Raw genomic sequence first — 14,853 nt, forward strand, 5'->3', positions numbered from 1 at the left:
AACGAAAAGCTGAATGCCGTTGCGGTTCAAAAGGTCATGAGATTAGCCTTCCTCGACACAACATTCGGCGATTACACGCCGCAGACCATGCAGGCGGCCCCGTTGGGCGGTACGCAGTCTGCGGCTTGTTACCTGGCGCTCGCCCTCGCCCGTATGGGCGTGGATGTTACGCTGGTGAATGGTACGTCGGCGCCGGGCATGGTCGACGGTGTCATGTGCCGGCACCATGGTACCATGCCTGTTTCCGTGCTGGCGCGATTCGATGCGCTGGTGGTTATGGGGGGCTGTGACGGCGACAGCATACGCAATCTGCATGTAGCCAGTGATAGCAGGTGCCGACTGGTGCTGTGGACACAGCATGCTAGCGACCAGCCGGCGGTTGCCAACCTTGCCGATCCCGATACTGTCAACCGGTGGGATGCGTTTATTTTTGTCAGCCGGTGGCAGCGCGAGGATTATATCGGCCGTTTCCGGCTTCCCCGCCATCGCTGCCATATCATGCGCAACGCGCCGGCCCCTTGCTTTGCCGGGCTGTTCGCGCCTGAAGAGCGAATTATCGCCGCGAAGCCGTGGCCCCCCATCCTTGCCTATACGAGCACACCGTTTCGCGGGCTGGAAGTGCTGCTGGCCGCAATGCCCCTCGTCCGTGCTGCAATACCCGGGACAGGCCTGAAAGTACTTTCTTCGTTGGAAGCTTATCAGGTCCCGTTGGAACGTGATCCTTATACCGCCCTTTACGATCGCTGCCGGATAACGGAAGGGGTTGAGTATCTGGGCGGCGTTTCACAGCCGGTCCTGGCGGCGACATTGCGAGAGGTGGCTGCGCTGGCCTACCCCAACCGGTATGCCGAAACGTCCTGCATCAGCGTGATGGAGGCGATGGCAGCGGGTTGCCTGGTCGTATCCAGCCGGCTTGGGGCCCTTCCGGAAACCGGCGCCGGCTATGCCCGGCTGCTATCCGTGCCGCCTGATCCGGTCCTGCACGCGGCCCAATTCGCAGACGCCATTGTGGCTGAATTGAACCGTCACCATGCACAGTCCGACGGGTCTGAGCGGTACCTGCGCGCGCAGGTGCAGCACGCCGATGCGGAACAGGGCTGGAACCGGCAGGCCGCACGCTGGCTGTCCTTTTTGTCTGATAATGCCAGTTGGCAACCGCCAATCCAGGAGATCGCCGGCATTCTGGGTCAGCTGAAACGACCGGCGGCGGTGAATGATCATGACGCGATGGCCGATCTGTGTGCCCGCATCCTGTCGCTGGACCCCGCCCGTGCCGGTATCTGGCGCGTGCTGATGCAGATTCAGGCCGCGCAGGCGCGTCATGCCGACGCGCTGCTGTCGCTGGGCCGTGCTGGCCGACTGGAAGCGCCTGATCCCGCGGAATGGCAGGGCTGGATGCCCACCATGCTGGCGGGTGTGGCATCGGGTACAGATGGGACACCCCTATCGCTGCGTATCGCGGCGTTGCGCGCGGTGCGGCCCCTGTTGTCGGGCGAAGTGTTCTGGGCCGGTCAACTGACCATCGCTGCCCGGCAGCTGGCGTCCCAGGCCAGGGCGGCGAATGATGCGGTGGTAACGCTTTCAGCCTGCCTGCTGGTGGCGGAGATGGCGCCCGATGACACGGGCATCCGGTTGGCGGCCGCAATGGCCGCACAGGCCTTGGGCGATCATGCGTTGACCCTGGAACTGGCGGTGCAGGCTCTACGGATCGACAGTGCGGCCGTTCTGTCCTCTCGCCAGACGCGGGGGGTGTTGCACGGTTGGCTGGACGCGGCGGAACGTGCCTTGCTGACCGGCCTGGATGCGCTGGACGCAAATGTCGCTGCGCGGCTTTTCACTGCTATGGCCGTGGTCACCGGCGCCCTGGGCGGGGATGCCAGCCTCGCCCGGCAGGCCGCCCTGGCACACGAACCCCAGGCCCGCCGAGCCCTGCTACTGCGCATGGTTGCCGCGCGGCATCGTCTGGCGGGGCGGCGTGCGGATCAGGTGGAATTGCTGCGTCAGGCGGCCAGTTTTGGTCATGATCCAGGGGCCGGGCACCGGCTGGGGACGGCGCGAATGGCGTTGTCACAGCGGCTGCTGCTGGAAAATCTGGGCGCGATACTGACTGATGGCGCCAATGACCGGCTTGAAACCGGCTGGCAGGAACAGGCAGCTGCGCTGATTGGCCAGATCGAAGGGCTGCTTTATCTGGACGGTAATGATGAGAGCGAGCGATCGGCGATGTGGGCCACGCTGCGCGGCTATGATGCTTTCTTGTCCTGGTTCAAGGTTGCGGGACCCGGAATGCCGCCATTGCCTGCCCCGCCGCCGGGCGGACGAAAGCTTTATGACTGTTTCCAGTTCTACAATGAACTGGACCTGCTGGAGATCCGGCTGGCCGAACTGTCGCCTGTCGTCGATCATTTCGTGCTGGTGGAGGCCGCCTATACCCATGCGGGTACGCCAAAACCGCTTTATTACGCAGAGAACCGAGAAAGGTTCGCCCGCTATGCCGACAAAATCATCCATGTCGTGGTGGAGGATGATCCGGGCGGTTTCGCCTGGGTTCGGGAGGCTCATCAGCGTCAGGCGATCCTGCGCGGCCTGACCCAGGCTGGGCCCGCCGACATGGTGATCATCAGCGACGCCGACGAGATTCTGCGGCCCGAGATAGCGTCTCAACTGCGGTCGGTGGCTGCGGAAGGCCCGTCCCTGTTCGCACCACATCTGGATATCCATCTCTATTTCCTGAATCTGCGGTCACAGGAACCCTGGATTTCGGTGGCGGCAGCACCCTTCGACCTGGTCCGTCAGGTCGGGGCCAACAATATGCGCTATCTGGCCAAGCAGGGTATCGGGCAGACCATCCCGGCGGCGGGCTGGCATTTCACCTGGATGGGCGGGATTGAACGGTTCCTGGCCAAACTGGATGCCTTTGCCCACCGCGAAATGATCGACAGTTTCGGCAATGACGGGGATGTCAACCGCGCGCGGCTGGAGAAATTCTTCGCCACGGGCCGGTTTGAGGAAGGGGCCATCCCCGGCATGTGGACCGCTTTGCAGCGGGTCTCCATCGATGACAGCTTCCCGGCCACCCTTCGCGCCCGCCATGCGCAGTTTGCGGAAATGGGCTGGATTGCACCGGAGAGCGGCGCGTGACGGCCAGCGCCAATGACCTGATGGCCCAAGCGGTCGCCCTTCAGAATGCGGGGCAGCTGGTGCAGGCCGACGCCCTGTTCCGACGGGTGCTGGAACAGTGTCCGGAGGACCCAGACGTGCTGATGGCGCTGGGTGTGCTGTCGCTGCTGCGTGAGGATGCGGCTGGGGCGGTGCCGTTGCTGGCCCGTTCCCTGCGGCAACGCCATCACAATGCCGCCGGCTTCTCCAACCTGTGCGCGGCCTTGCGGGCGCTGGGCCGGCTGGAACAGGCCGAGGTGGCGGGCCGGGAAGCGGTGCTGATCGATCCCGGTCTGGATATGGCCCAGCATAATCTGGCCAGTGTCCTGCTGGACCGTGGTGACCATGAAGGCGCGTTGGAACCGTTGCGCTGCTACATCGCCCTGGTCCCTGATGCCAGCCTGCAGCGTTTCCTGCTGGCCACTTCCCTGATGGCGTTGGACCGGCATGCCGAAGCGGAGAGTATCTGGCGGGAATTGCTGCGCCTGACGCCGGAGGATGGAAGGGCCCACGCCAATCTGGGTGTCGTGCTGAAGAACCTGCGCCGTTACGCGGAAGCCATTGAGGCCTATCGCCGGGCGCTGGTGCTGATGCCCGATGAAGCGGCGGTGATGAGCAATATGGGCCTGTCGCTGTCGCAACTGGGTGACCGGGACGAAGAAGCCACGCGGTGGCTGCATCGGGCCATCCGGGTGAAGCCCCATTTCGCCGATGCCTGGCTGAACCTGGGTCTGGTGCTGCGCAACCAGAACCGGATCGAACAGGCGATGAAGTTCTGCCAGGGGGCGCTGGCCGCCGATCCCGACCATGCGGAGGCTCATACGCTACTGGCCACATGCCTTCTGCTGAAGGGGCGGATGCGCGACGGTTTTGCCGCCTATGAATGGCGGGTGCGCCTGCGCGATTTTCCGGCGCTACGGCGGGATTATATGTCGCCCGTCTGGACAGGGGGCGATCCCGCCGGCCTGACGCTGCTGGTCCATGATGAACAGGGCCTGGGTGATGGGATACAGTTCGCCCGATATGTGCCGCTGCTGTCCCGGCGGGGCGCGCGAGTGATCGTGGAATGTGCGCCGGCCCTGGTCCGGATATTCACGACCTTGGGGGGTGGCACCACCATCATCGCCCATGGCGCCCCTTTACCGCCCCACGATGCGCATGTCCCCCTGCTCAGCCTGCCGCATCTGCTGGGCCTGGAGGAGATGCCGGATGCCGTGCCCTATCTCACCGCAGAACCGGCACTAATGGCGGACTGGTCACGCCGACTATCGGACTTTAAGGGAGTGAAGGTCGGGCTGGTCTGGGCCGGCAATCCGGATTTCAAGGATGACCGCCGCCGCTCCCCCGGTCTATCGGCCTTGCTGCCCCTTCTGGAGGTGCCGGGTGTTTCCTTCTTCGCCTTGCAGAAGGGGGGAGGTCGGGCGGATCTGGAGACGCTGGGCGCGGGTCTGCGGCCGAACTTCACCGACCTGGGGCCGGAGATCACGGATTTTGCCGATACGGCTGGCATCATGACCAACCTTGATCTGGTCATCAGTTCCTGTACGGCGCCGCCGCATCTGGCGGGTGCATTGGGCCGGCCTGTCTGGACATTGCTGCCGCTCAATGCCGATTGGCGCTGGCGGGATCAGGGGGCTGCGACGCTATGGTATCCGCGCATGCGCCTGTTTCGGCAGGAGCGGGCGGGGGATTGGGCATCGGTCGTGACGTGTGTCCGCGACGCCCTTATCAATCTTGCGGCGGCACGATGAGGGTCTGTGGCGGCAGGCTGGCACAATGCCGTTCCCACATCAGGCGATAGGCCCGTTCCAGGTGCCGCGCGAAGGCGGGCGTGTCGAAAAGCGGCGCGGTATCGCGCACCCGCTCCAGATGTGCCTTCAGCTCATCAAGTCGTGCCCGGTCACGCTCTAGTGATAGGGCCAGTGCTTCATAGCCGGCAAGGTCATGGGTGATCAGTTCGGGTAGGCCGACCGCGTGCAGCAGGCTGGCCGCGACCCGTGCTGCGAAACCATCCCCTTGCCGCGTGACCACGGGCACCCCCATCCACAACGCGTCGGAGGTGGTGGTGTGGCCCGTGTAAGGAAAGCTGTCCAGGCAGAGATCAATGGCGCGGTAGCGGGCCAGATGCTGGGCTAGTGGGGCGGCGCCGACAAAGGTCAGCCGGCCCGGATCAACGCCCAGCCTGGTCGCTGCCGCGCGCAGATTGGCCGCCGCCGTACCGTTGGGATCATAGAGCATCAGGTGGGCATCAGGTGTGGCTTTCAGCACTCGCATCCAGCAGCCGAAAAGATCGGGCGTTATCTTCTGCGGTGCGTTAAGGGCGCCGAAGACGAAACCGTCCGGCGGCAGGCCCAGGCTGCCCCGGTCAATCATGGTATCGGGCCGGGGGCGGTTACGGTCATTGACCTGATAACAGCCGGGCAGAATGACCAGACGCTCATGATAGTAGGGCTGGTCAGCGGGGGGCGTCACCACAGAATCACCGACCAGATAGTCGACCGGGCCACCGCCCAGCGTGCCGGGATAGCCCAGATAGGCCACCTGCACCGTCGCCAACCGCCGTGACAGCAAGTCCAGCCGCGCCCCTGCCGTATAGCCCTTCAGATCGACAAGGATATCGATCCCTTGTTCAGCGGCCCATTCGGCAACCTGCCCGACATCGAGATCGCGCAGGATGTGAAAACCATCAACCGAACGGCGGATGCGCTGGCGTGCCGCACTGTCATCTTCCGTTCCGTAACAGCCGGCTAGGATACGGAACCGACTGCGGTCATGCTGTTCCAGCAGGCCAGTGATCAGATAGGCGGTGGCGTGTTCATGAAAATCAGCCGATAGATACGCCACGGTAAGGCGGTCATCATGGCGCTTGCGCGACAAGCTGGGGGGTGGGTCCCCGGCCACCTGCCACTGCCAGACCGTCTCGGCGGCCCGGCGTTGCCGGGCGGGGTCGATCCCGGCAATCTGCGTCAGCAGGGGCAGGACGATGCCACCCTGGTCGATGCAGACTTCCATAGACTGGCGGTCACGGTCGTAGTGCTGCCACTCAGCGGCCCGCAGGCGGCAGGCGAATGCCTCGCTCTGTGTCTGTTGCAACGATGGATCAAGGCGAAATGCCCGGTCGAAGGCAATCGCAGCCTGTGCCGGATCATTGCCGCGTAAAGCTAAGCCCAGCCCTCGCCAGGCCGCAGCCGATGTGGGTGCCAGCGCCAATGCCGAACGGAAATGTCGGGCTGCGGTCCCCGGTTGCTCCAGGCATAGCATGGCATGGCTGATGCGCCAGTCGAGGTTGTCCGGGGCCAGGCGGGTGGCACGTTGGAACAGACGGGTCGCCTCTGCCCGATGGCCCTGACGCTGCCGGATCATGGCCAGATTACCATTGGCATCGGCAAGGGCCGGGTCCAGCGTCAGAGTGGCTTGGAACAGCCCTGCCGCGGCCTCATCATCCCCCACCGCGGTGCGCACGACCGCTAGCAGGAAAAGCCCGCCCACATGGTAGGGCTGGCCGCGCAGGATATCGCGGCACAGAGACTCCGCCTCTGATAAGCTGCCCCGCCGGTAGGCATGCATCGCAGCCCGCAGGAAGTCGGTGGGTGAGGGGACGGGCAAGGTCACTTCGATCCTGGCAAACACGCGGTAGGGCCAGCATGGCGGGACCTGCCGGTATTGCCAAGTCGCTTGTCCATCCCTATTCCATGATGCCGCAGACAGGCGGGGAGCGTGGGCCGATGAACGAGGATGGCTTTCGCCAGGAAATGTCAGCAGGACAGGCGGCCCATGCCGCCGGCGATCTGCACCGGGCGATCACGCATTTTGTTGAGGCTGTCCGCCTGTCCCCGGCCCATCCCGTGGCCCTCTTCAACCTGGGCATTACGCTGGAGGATGCGGGACAGACCGGGGCGGCTCTGTCAGTGCAGGAGGAGGCACGCCGGCTGCGGCCTGATCATCCGCCGGGTCTGTTCCGCCTTGGTAGCCTGTTGATGAAATTAGGGCAGTTGGATAGGGCATTCCCGGTACTGACGCACTTGCTGGCCACCAAGCCGGATTTTCCCGACGCCGCTTTTCGCTGCGGCAACTTACTGATGGCACTGAACCGCCCGGCAGCGGCAGAACAAGCCTATCGCATCGCCCTGACGCTGGAACCAGAGCAGGGCGGTATCGCCAACAATCTGGCAGGTTCTTTACGCCGGCAAGGACGTGTCAGCGATGCTACCACATGGTATCGCCGCGCAGTGAGATGTGAACCTGGCACGCCGGAATACCATAAGAATCTGGGTGTCTGCCTGATCCAGCAGGGGCAATGGCAGGAGGGCTGGCCTCATTATGACCGGCGCTGCCATCAGGCCATGTGGCGCTGGCGGCGTGACGTGCCGGGTGTACCGCGGTGGGACGGTAGTTCGCTGATCGGCAAGCGCATTCTGGTGCATTTCGAACAAGGCCTTGGCGATACCCTGCAGTTCATCCGCTATATGGCGGTGCTGAAGGAGATGGGGGCATGGACACTCTTTGAATGTCAGCCCACCCTGCGTGACATTTTACGCGGGGTGGCGGGTATTGATGAACTGATCTGTCATGGTGATCCGTTGCCGGACGCCGATGTTCACGTCCCGCTGATGAGCCTGCCCGGCCTCTGCTGCTCCACCCCTGGGACTGTTCCCGGTGCATCGATGCCCTATCTGCATCTGCCCCGTGATCGGGTGGCCGCCTGGGCGTCTCGAATCGGAAACGATGGGATACGTGTCGGCATCAATTGGCAAGCCGCCGGTGCTGATCGCTCCATCCCGCTGTCGGCCTTCACGCCATTGGCCAGCGTGCCTGGTGTACGCTTGTTCAGCCTGCAGAAGGATGTAGGTCTTGAGCAGTTATCCGCATGGACTGGTCACGTGCCGATAACATGTTTTGAGGATTCGGAACGGCAACGAACCTATGGAAGCTTCGTTGACAGTGCCGCTATCATTGCCAATCTTGATCTGGTTGTCAGTTGCGACAGTGCCATGCTCCATGTGGCAGGTGCTATGGGCAAGCCAACCTTTCTGGCGCTGCCGTTCATTGGTGACTGGCGTTGGATGAATGATCCGGTGCGGACAGTGTGGTACGACTGCGTACGTATGTTCCGGGCCGATCCGCAGGGTGGATGGGTGGCCGTGATGAACCACATAGCCCAAGCGATAGTTGATGTTTCTACCCAAAAGATACGATTTGATCACAGGCAGAATTCATAAAATCATAAGATTTTTTGTTGAATGTGCACTATAGCTGGAATTTCGGTTATTGTGGCGCCAGGGTATGAAGTGCCTTTGGGTGGTTCGAGTTGTTGTTTAAATTCGGTTAATGATGTTGGGAGAGGAAGCATGAAGGGATATCTCCATCAGTCGGCTCTTGCAGCCCCGATTAAAGCTGCACTGCTGATGACTGTGGCAATTCCCGTCCTTTCATTCCCGGCGGCACACGCCGCGACGTGCACGGGGACCATTCTGTGCAATGGCGACTTTGAGATCGTGAGCACTGTCGGTGGCACGGATGCCGTGTCGTTTGGCAGTTGGAGCAGCACTGATCCGTCAGGTCTGCGCGCCGGCGTCGGTGCCGACGGCAAAGGAAACAGTGCGGAGTTTCTTTTCTCCAGCAACACGCTGTCTCAGTCCCTGACTACGGGTCTGGGCGACCGTTATCAGATCACATTCCAGTATAAGAGTGAGGGTGGTCAGGGCCTGAGTGCCTATTTCGGCGACGCCCGCATCTTCGATTATGTTGGTGACAGCGCCCCGCCCACCGGCTGGATCACCTACAGCTTCAATGTCCAGGCCTTCGGTAGCCAGACGATTCTGCGCTTCGTGGCCGACAGCCTGGGCGCCGCACAGAATATCGATAATGTTACGGTCACGCTGTGCCCGACCTGTACGCCGACCGCTGTTGGCAATCTTGGTGCCGTGATCGACCGTACCAAGGCGTTCTATACGACCGAGGACGCGGCGGGTGCTGGCAGCAATCTGTCGGGTACGCGTACGCTGACCTTCGACGGCGGCACCCTGCGCCCCGGCACGCCCGGCGCTCTGGGCAGCCAGGGGCAGCCTGTCACGCTGATGCTGAATGTCGGGTCCGCCGGCGGCACCCTGGACAATGCCGGGCAGAACATCGCCCTGACTGGACGTATCATCAATACGGCCTCATCTGCATCGCCCTTTACCCTGACCGGTGCCGGGCAGGGCACGATTTCCAGCCAGATCACCAATCTGGGCACGCTGGTGGTTGCCACCAGTGGCCGTACCCTGTTTTCCAGCGCCATCGATAATGCCGGTGGCAGCTTCGTGCTGCGCAATGGTGGACAGGCGAGCCTGACCGGCGGCCTGACCGGCGGTGCCGTGGTCGTGGAGAGTGGCCACCTTTCCGTCAACAGCGTGGTGACGGCCCCGGTTACGGTCGGTGCCCAGGGTACGTTGCGCGGCACCGGTCGGATTGCGGGTACGACAACCGTCGCCGGCACGTTGCGCCCCGGCAATTCTCCCGGCACCCTGACCTTCACCGGCCCTGTGACGCAGCAGACAGGCAGCTCGCTGGTGCTGGAGATCGATGGGGCGGGCACGGGCAACGGTGCTGGCAACTATTCCCGTGTCATTGTTACGGGGGCCGGCAATGCCTACACGATCAGCAGTGGCGTGACCCTGACGCCGGTTCTGCGCGGCCTGACCTATGCCGCCGGGGAAACGGCTGGTACCAACAGCTACAACCTGACCCTGGGGCAGCGTCTGACGGGCGTGATCCAGGCCGAAGGCGGCGTCACCGGCACCTTCGCCACGATCACGCAGCCAGTGGCGGGTCTGCCCACCGGTGGGCGCATCGTGGCGCTTTACAGTGCCAACAGCGTCGATCTTTATGTGGGAGCCGCATCCTATGCCGGTCTGGCCGGCCTGACCGGCAACCAGCGTGCAGCGGGTGCCGCCGTGGACGCGTTGGAAGCGTCGCGCAATCCGGCGGCGCAGCCGATCCTGAACGCGCTGATCCCGCTGGGTATTTCGGCGCTGCCATCGGCGGTGGGCGGCCTGTCGGGTGAATTCAACGCCAATCTTTCCCTGGCGGCGACCGATGTCAGTCGTGGCTTTGCCGATATGATCTCAACGCGCCAGGGTGGCCTGCACGAGGCTGGGCAGGGGTGGCAGGTCTGGGGCCGGGCCTTTGGCAACAAGGCGCGGACCAGCAGCGACGGCAACAATCCCGGCTTCCGCCACCGCATGGCGGGCGGCATTGCCGGTGCCGATATCGGTGTTGATAATGGTACCCGTGCCGGCATCGCCGTCGGCTATGCCGACAGCCGCGTGACAGGCCGTCAGGACAGTGGCCGTGCCTCCATCGACAGCTATCATGTCGGCGGCTATATGGGCTGGAGTCAGCAGGCGCTTTTCGTAGATGCGCAGGCCGGCGTCACCTTCAGCAATTATGAGACGGCCCGCACCATCACCACCGGCACCCAGGTGCGCAATGCCGGCAGCGATACCGATGGCCGCAGCATCGGTGCCGGCCTGGAGGCTGGTTATCGTCTTGATCTGGATGGCATCCAGCTTACGCCCAGTGCCTTCCTGCGCTATGACGGCAGCGATGTTGATGGATTCGCGGAACGGGGTGCCGATGCGTTCGGTCTGACCGTTGCCGATGACTCCCAGGCGGACCTGCGTGCCGGTATCGGCCTGCGGCTTGCGGCTCCGGTGGCGCTGGATAATGGCGGCACCCTGGTGCCTGAACTGTCGGCCCGCTGGGAACATGACCTGTCCACGCCCGGTAACAGCATCAGCCAGTCGCTGCTGGGCCAGGCCTTCATCGTCCAGGCGGCGGCCCCTGGCCGCGACACGGCGGTGCTGGGTGGTGGTCTGTCCATGGAAATTGCTGACAACATGCGGCTGTCTGCGCGCTATGATGCGGCGCTGAGCGATAACCGTACACAGCATGCCATGACAGCCCAGGTGCGTTTTGCCTGGTAACAGGGCAAGACCGTAAGAAGCAGGACCGACGTGACCGCGAAGAAGCGTAAAGCCGCCGCCCCCACAAAGCCGGCACCGGTCCCGGCTTCACCGCCACACCAGGCGCCGCCCAAGGCGAATGTGAAGACGTTGCCTGCCGGCAATGACGAGCAACTGCTGCGTACCGCAGAGGATATTGTGCGTGCCAATCCGCGTGACGGTGCGGCGTGGAGCACCATGGGCGTCGTTCTGCGGCGCATGGGCCGTCTGGAAGAGGCGGTGGTTTGTTATCACCGCGGTGTGGAGCATGACCCTAACAATGCGGGCAACTGGTCCAACCTTGGCAATCTGTTGACCGAACTGGGCCGCCACGCCGAGGCGGACGATGCCCATGCCAGGGCCCTGCGCCTGATGGACGACAATGGACAGTTGCTGTTCAACGCGTTGATCAGCAAGCGCAAGGCCACCGCCTTCCACGAGGCTCTGACGCTGATGGAGAAGGCGCTGGCAGCAGAGCCGCATTCGGCACAGTTGCGGTGGGAGCGGGCGCTGACCCTGTTGCAGGTCGGTGAATATGAGCAGGGCTTCAAGGATTACGAATATCGTCGTGGCATCGCCACATACCGCACCCGCCCAACGCCGGGCACCCCATGGGACGGCAGTGACCTGAAGGGCAAGCGTATCTTCCTGTCCACTGAACAGGGGTTTGGCGACACGCTGATGGCGGCCCGCTATGTACCCCTGGTCAAGGCGCGCGGCGGACGTATCCTGTTCGAATGCCATCCGGAGCTTCGCCGTGTGCTGGGTGGTTTGCCGGTCGACGAGTTTGTGCCGGCGGGACATGCCTTTCCTGATTTCGATGTCCAGGCCTCGCAGATGAGCCTGCCCTATCTCTGCGGTACGCGTTTCGACAGCGTGCCGCCGCCGGTGAAGCTGCATATTCCACCCGATGCGCGGGCCAAGGCGACACGGATTCTGGGTCCGGCAGAACCAGGCATCCTGCGCGTCGGGATCATCTGGTCGGGCCGCGTGACCTTTGCCGACAATGCCCGTCGGGCCAGCAATCTGAAGAACTTTCTGCAGTTCGGCACTGTATCTGGCGTGCGGCTTTATTCCCTGCAGAAAGGACCGCCAGAGGATCAGCTGGAAGAGATGGGCAGCCGCATGCTGGTAACCCCGCTGGGCCCGCATATCGATGATTTTGCCGATACGGCGGCCCTGTTGGAACAGCTGGATCTGCTGATCATGACCGACAGTTCCACGGCGCATCTGGCCGGCTCCCTGGGCACGCCGGTCTGGAATCTGGTACAGTTCATGCCGTATTGGGTTTATGGCGACCGTGGTGGGCGCACGCCTTGGTACCCGTCCATGCGTCTGTTCCGGCAAAAGGATGACCAGGATTGGGGTCCGGTCTTTGCCGAAGCCATGGACGCGTTGCGGGATCTTGCCTATTCCAGGCGCCTGACCGCCAAACCTTGCGGTACCTGAAAAGGGTGCGGTATCTGTCAGCCCGTGGGTCGGGTGAAGGGAGTTTTGTCATGGGCTACTACGACATGGTTGAGAGCAGCTGGCAGCTGAGCGACGCCGCCCAGGAATATGCGCAGAAGGCCGGTCGTGCCGTGGAGCCGGCGGAGTTCTGGGACAAGGTTTTCTCTCAGTCGCCGCTGGTCGATGCGGAGCGGACGCTGCGCGAAAGCCCGCAGCGTGACCGCATCTTCCTGAAGTCCCCTTATGGACTGCAGTATCGTCCCGCCCAGAAGGACTGGGTGCCCTTCCGGCATGGCGCGGTCGATCTGTCGAATGAAAACAACATCTGATCAGGTATTGGCCGGCGCGTTGGCAGACCACCGTGCCGGCTATCCCGAGCGAGCAGCCACGGTCTATCGCCGACTGCTGGCCGATGATCCTGGCAATCCCGATTTATTGCATCTGCTGGGCATTACTGAGCGGCAGGGGGGACGTCTGACACCGGCCATTGACCTGTTCCGTCAGGCCCTAAAACGCGCGCCACAGATGGTGGAAGCGCGGCTCAATCTGGCCAACGCCTTGGTGACGCAGGGCGATGCGGCGGGTGCGCGGACACAGTGGCATGCCAGTCTGGCGCTGGACCCGGCGCATGGGGTGGTGTGGCATTCCTTGGGCGCATCGGGGGCGGGGCATGGCGGGGCGGGGCGTGAAGGCGCCATCCGTTGCCTGCGCCGCGCGGCCCGGCTGCTTCCCGACAAGGCCGAGATCCATCATGACCTGGGTATCCTGCTGCGCCAGGATGACCGCATCGAGGAAGCCATCGCCTGTCAGCGTCAGGCATTGGCCCTGGAACCCGGCTTCCTGTCGGCCTGGATGAGCCTGGGCAATGCCCTGTTGGAGATGGGGGAGGTCGCGGCGGCGGCGCAGGCCCTGGAACGGGCAGCCAGCCTGTCTCCCGCGACACCGGAAATCTGGTTTAACCTGGGTAACCTGCACTACCGGTCCGCCGATCTGGTGGGTGCCCTGCGCTGCTACCGGCGTTCGGCACAGCTGGGGCTGGCGGCAGCGCGGTCCCGTGTGGTGGCCACCCTGTTCGATCAGGCGGAGGATGCGGCGGCAGAGGCGGCCTTGGCCGAATATTTGCCGCTGGAGGGCACGGATGTCTCCTCCATTCTGGAATATCTCTATGCCATTCTGATCCGTGGTGGCCGGGCGGCCCAGGCGCGGTTCCTGTTCACGCGGCTGGAAACGGTGCCCTTAGCGGGCCGCGTCTATCCGGTGGAATGCCGGACGGCGCTGTCTGCCCTGGATTTGCTGGAAGGCGATCCTAATGCTGCCGCCGCACGGCTGGAGCCCGTGCGGTCCGACAATTGCTGGATGTTCACCGTCCGCTCCCTGGCGGCACTGGAGCGTACACGACGGCAGCAGGGCTGGCGCTGGCAGCGGCCGCACAACCCTGATCCTGCCCGTCCGCGCCTATGCTCCACGACCTTGGGCAACCGGGGGCGCTTTGCCCATAATGTTCTGGAGTATGTGCTGCTGCGGCTTTACGCGGAAAAGCATGGCTGCGTGCTGGAGACGCCGAACTGGGTGGGGGGCGCCTATTTCGATCTGGACGATCCGGTGCCCAGCGGCCCGCTGCCGCCCTGGCCCTTTGCACGGCGTGTCCTGAACGGATCGGTCATGGGTACGTGGGGTGGGGAGCCCGTGCTGGACCGTGATGCCCTGTCTCCCCTGTTCCTCTTTGAGTATCCAGCCGCTTTTCGTGACCGGATACGGTCCTGGCTCCAGCCTCGCCCGCAATGGAGACCCTGGATCGACCCGCCGGTCGATGCCCTGCGCGCCGTTGGCCGCACGGTGGTCGCCATTCATATAAGGCGGGGTGACTTCCTTCAGTATGGCTATCCGATCACCGAGACACAGACCTATGTCGACTGGTTACGCGGCCTGTGGCCGACATTGGAAAAGCCGGTCCTGTATCTGGCCAGCGATGATATTCCCGCCGTCCGCGCAGCCTTCCGTGAGTTTCGACCTGTCACGCTCAATGATGCAGGACCCGCATGGCCGGGGTTGGAGTTCCTGCAGGATTTTCACGTTCTGACACAGGCTGACATCGTCGGCGTCAGTGCCGCCAGCGGCTTCAGCCAGTTGGCGGCCCGTCTGAATGCTTGTTCGCGTCTTCTTGTGGAACCGGACATGACGATGGGTGGGATCAAGCCATTCCAGGCTTGGGTGTAGCCTGACCTCATATTTGTGCGTATTCGGAAAAATTTTGACCGAA

At 63.4% G+C, this 14,853-nt stretch carries 8 protein-coding genes; 7 read left to right on the top strand and 1 reads right to left on the bottom strand.

Going from position 1 to position 14,853, the window contains the following annotated elements; translation table 11 throughout:
- The first annotated feature begins 36 nt into the window (after window positions 1–36).
- Both C0V82_RS22300 and C0V82_RS22305 read left to right on the top strand, forming a co-directional pair.
- Window positions 37–3,141 carry a glycosyltransferase gene (locus tag C0V82_RS22300; protein WP_102114647.1) on the top strand — a complete coding sequence of 1,035 codons (3,105 nt, stop codon included), beginning with the start codon at window positions 37–39 and terminating at the stop codon, window positions 3,139–3,141.
- Window positions 3,138–4,910, top strand: a complete 1,773-nt coding sequence (locus C0V82_RS22305; RefSeq protein ID WP_102114648.1) for a tetratricopeptide repeat protein — start codon at window positions 3,138–3,140, stop codon at window positions 4,908–4,910. Before C0V82_RS22300 ends, C0V82_RS22305 begins: the two co-directional genes overlap by 4 nt.
- Here C0V82_RS22305 and C0V82_RS22310 read toward each other — a convergent pair.
- Window positions 4,888–6,771 carry an O-linked N-acetylglucosamine transferase, SPINDLY family protein gene (locus tag C0V82_RS22310; protein ID WP_245924310.1) on the bottom strand — a complete coding sequence of 628 codons (1,884 nt, stop codon included), beginning with the start codon at window positions 6,769–6,771 and terminating at the stop codon, window positions 4,888–4,890. The genes C0V82_RS22305 and C0V82_RS22310 overlap by 23 nt on opposite strands.
- Before the next feature lie 113 nt (window positions 6,772–6,884).
- On the opposite strand from C0V82_RS22310, the gene C0V82_RS22315 reads away from it, so the two are divergent.
- From C0V82_RS22315 to C0V82_RS22335, 5 genes are all read left to right on the top strand, one after another.
- Window positions 6,885–8,378: a tetratricopeptide repeat protein gene (locus C0V82_RS22315; RefSeq protein WP_158660150.1), complete on the top strand. Its 1,494-nt coding sequence runs from the start codon at window positions 6,885–6,887 to the stop codon at window positions 8,376–8,378.
- Window positions 8,379–8,654: 276 nt separating this feature from the next.
- Window positions 8,655–11,126, top strand: coding sequence for an autotransporter outer membrane beta-barrel domain-containing protein (locus C0V82_RS22320; RefSeq protein ID WP_158660151.1), 2,472 nt, complete (start codon window positions 8,655–8,657; stop codon window positions 11,124–11,126).
- A gap of 30 nt (window positions 11,127–11,156) precedes the next feature.
- Entirely contained in the window at window positions 11,157–12,593 is a 1,437-nt protein-coding gene (locus C0V82_RS22325; RefSeq protein ID WP_245924311.1) for a tetratricopeptide repeat protein, read from the top strand.
- Window positions 12,594–12,643: 50 nt separating this feature from the next.
- Window positions 12,644–12,922 (top strand): hypothetical protein, encoded by a 279-nt coding sequence (locus C0V82_RS22330; RefSeq protein WP_102114651.1) that lies wholly within the window; start codon window positions 12,644–12,646, stop codon window positions 12,920–12,922.
- Window positions 12,906–14,810, top strand: coding sequence for a tetratricopeptide repeat protein (locus C0V82_RS22335; RefSeq protein WP_102114652.1), 1,905 nt, complete (start codon window positions 12,906–12,908; stop codon window positions 14,808–14,810). Before C0V82_RS22330 ends, C0V82_RS22335 begins: the two co-directional genes overlap by 17 nt.
- The last annotated feature ends 43 nt before the right edge of the window (window positions 14,811–14,853 follow it).

The organism is Niveispirillum cyanobacteriorum (genome assembly GCF_002868735.1).
Lineage (GTDB): Bacteria > Pseudomonadota > Alphaproteobacteria > Azospirillales > Azospirillaceae > Niveispirillum > Niveispirillum cyanobacteriorum.